Origin of the sequence: Gluconacetobacter sp. (assembly GCF_047721585.1) — a bacterium.
GTDB classification, from domain to species: domain Bacteria; phylum Pseudomonadota; class Alphaproteobacteria; order Acetobacterales; family Acetobacteraceae; genus Gluconacetobacter; species Gluconacetobacter dulcium.
The window spans coordinates 1-2,788 of sequence record NZ_JBDNXE010000227.1 but is presented as its reverse complement, the minus strand read 5'-3'; the positions used below and the strand labels follow the sequence as shown (position 1 = coordinate 2,788).

At 63.6% G+C, this 2,788-nt stretch carries 4 protein-coding genes; all 4 read right to left on the bottom strand.

The window, feature by feature from the left end:
• Positions 1-132: 132 nt before the first annotated feature.
• Positions 133-1,323, bottom strand: coding sequence for an elongation factor Tu (tuf, locus tag ABF821_RS20550; protein ID WP_182973375.1), 1,191 nt, complete (start codon positions 1,321-1,323; stop codon positions 133-135).
• A gap of 94 nt (positions 1,324-1,417) precedes the next feature.
• Entirely contained in the window at positions 1,418-1,894 is a 477-nt protein-coding gene (rpsG, locus tag ABF821_RS20545; protein WP_182949575.1) for a 30S ribosomal protein S7, read from the bottom strand.
• 15 nt (positions 1,895-1,909) lie between these two features.
• Positions 1,910-2,281 carry a 30S ribosomal protein S12 gene (rpsL, locus tag ABF821_RS20540; RefSeq protein ID WP_003621118.1) on the bottom strand — a complete coding sequence of 124 codons (372 nt, stop codon included), beginning with the start codon at positions 2,279-2,281 and terminating at the stop codon, positions 1,910-1,912.
• A gap of 315 nt (positions 2,282-2,596) precedes the next feature.
• A partial coding sequence (locus ABF821_RS20535; RefSeq protein ID WP_415531413.1) for a hypothetical protein occupies positions 2,597-2,788 on the bottom strand: 192 nt, incomplete at its 5' end.

The following is a 2,788-nucleotide window of genomic DNA, read 5'->3' as shown; positions in this document are numbered from 1 at the left end:
GGTATTGGGGTTGTTCTGTTTGCCATGCGTATATGACTCCCACGTTCATGGGGGCGGGGCACCCCGCCCCCCCAATGCCCCCCCCGGCGGGTGGGCCCGGGCGGGGGTCGCCAGTTCTGGTTACGAACCCGATCAGGCCGTGATCGAGGCCACCACGCCGGCGCCGACGGTGCGGCCACCTTCACGAATGGCGAAACGCAGACCTTCGTCCATCGCGATCGGCGCGATCAGCTCGACGTCCATCGCAACGTTGTCGCCCGGCATGACCATTTCCGTGCCTTCCGGCAGGTGAACGACACCCGTCACGTCGGTGGTGCGGAAATAGAACTGCGGACGGTAGTTGGTGAAGAACGGCGTGTGACGGCCACCCTCTTCCTTCGTGAGGATGTACGCCTCGGCCTTGAACTTCGTGTGCGGGGTGATCGAACCCGGCTTGGCCAGAACCTGGCCACGCTCAACGTCTTCACGCTTCGTGCCACGGACCAGCGCACCGATGTTGTCACCGGCCTCGCCGCGATCCAGCAGCTTGCGGAACATTTCGACGCCCGTCACCGTCGTCTTCTGCGTCGCGCGCAGACCGACGATTTCGATTTCGTCACCGACGTTCACGACGCCACGCTCGACACGGCCGGTCACCACGGTGCCACGACCAGAGATCGAGAACACGTCTTCGATCGGCATCAGGAACGGACGGTCAACCGGACGCTCCGGCTGCGGGATGTACGCATCCACGGCGTCCATCAGGTCGCGCACGCGGTTCTCGCCGACTTCCGGATCGCCCTCTTCCAGCGTCACCAGGGCCGAGCCCTTGATGATGGGGATATCGTCGCCCGGGAACTGGTAAGCGGACAGAAGCTCGCGCACTTCCATCTCGACCAGCTCCAGCAGCTCCGGATCGTCGACCTGGTCAACCTTGTTCAGGAACACGACCAGCGCCGGAACGCCGACCTGACGCGCCAGCAGGATGTGCTCGCGGGTCTGCGGCATCGGGCCGTCGGCGGCGGAAACCACCAGGATGGCGCCGTCCATCTGCGCCGCACCGGTGATCATGTTCTTCACGTAGTCGGCGTGACCGGGGCAGTCGACGTGCGCGTAGTGGCGCGCGGCAGTCTCGTACTCGACATGGGCGGTCGAGATCGTGATGCCACGGGCGCGCTCTTCCGGCGCCGCGTCGATCTGGTCGTACGCCTTGAAGGTGGCGCCACCGGTCTTCGCCAGCGTCTTGGTGATCGCGGCGGTCAGCGACGTCTTGCCGTGATCGACGTGACCGATCGTGCCGATATTGCAGTGCGGCTTCGTCCGCTCGAATTTAGCCTTTGCCATCGTCTATCTCCGTTACCTCGGCCCACAGGCCGGGAGTCGGGTTGAAATGTTCCTAACCGGAAGCGTGCCGGTCTTTAGACCGGACAACTGCCCCTTACCAGCGATAATGACTGAACGCCTTGTTGGCCTCGGCCATGCGATGCGTGTCTTCACGCTTCTTCACGGCGGACCCGCGATTGTTGACCGCGTCCAGAAGCTCGTTGGACAGGCGTTCCTGCATGGTGTTCTCGCCGCGCTTGCGCGAGGCGTCGATCAGCCAGCGGATCGCCAGCGCCTGACGACGCTCCGTGCGCACTTCGACGGGCACCTGATAGGTGGCACCACCGACGCGACGCGAACGGACCTCGACGGCCGGCTTCACGTTGTCCAGCGCGCTGTGGAACATCACAACCGGATCGGCTGCTGCACCACCACGGCGACGCAACACCTCAAGCGCACCATAGACGATGCCTTCGGCGGTGGATTTCTTGCCGTCATACATGAGCGCATTCATGAAGCGCGTGATGACGACATCACCAAATTTCGGATCGGGAAGAATCTCGCGCTTCACTGCGCGATGACGGCGACTCATGCCTGGTTATTCCTTTTACTTCGGACGCTTCGCGCCATAGAGCGAGCGACGCTGACGACGCTTGGCGATACCCTGGGTATCCAGAACGCCACGCAGGATGTGGTAACGAACGCCCGGAAGATCCTTGACGCGGCCACCGCGGATCAGGACCACACTGTGCTCCTGCAGGTTGTGGCCTTCACCGGGGATGTAGCTGACGACCTCATAGCCGTTCGTCAGACGCACCTTCGCAACCTTACGCAGAGCCGAGTTCGGCTTCTTCGGTGTGGTTGTGTAGACGCGGGTGCAGACACCGCGCTTCTGCGGGCAACCCTGCAGAGCAGGCACCTTATTGCGCTTGGCTGCGGGCTCGCGGCCTTTGGCGATCAGCTGGTTGATGGTCGGCATACGCCTTTCCCGATCCTTACAAATTTCGGCCGGCCAACCGCGTCTTAGGTTGCCGACTGTCGTTCACAACAAAATCCCACCGAATGAGGATCATTCGCCTGGGCATCATATTTACATCCGGCCTTGGCGGCCCTTTCGGACCACGGCACCGCATGCCTGCATGCTGCATTCGACGGCCAACGACGTCATACGAGACGGGGCTAGCCGAGGGCGCGGAACCTACGAAGCCCCCGCCCTTGAGTCAAGTGTTACCTCGGGATTCGCGGCCGATTCCCGCCGAATTATCTCGGCGGGCAGGCGATGGCGGGCATGCAGTCACGGCAGGCCCGCCGTCGCGCGATCGTCGCGCATCCCGACCGTGCCAATCATCCGATTCGGCGCGATCCGGTCGGCCATCAGATACAGGACCTCGGCCCCATAGGAAAGGGGGCCGGGGTTTGCACCCCGCCCCGTCAACAACCCCCCCCATCCCAACGCGCGGGCCAACCCCCCCACCCCCGCGCACCC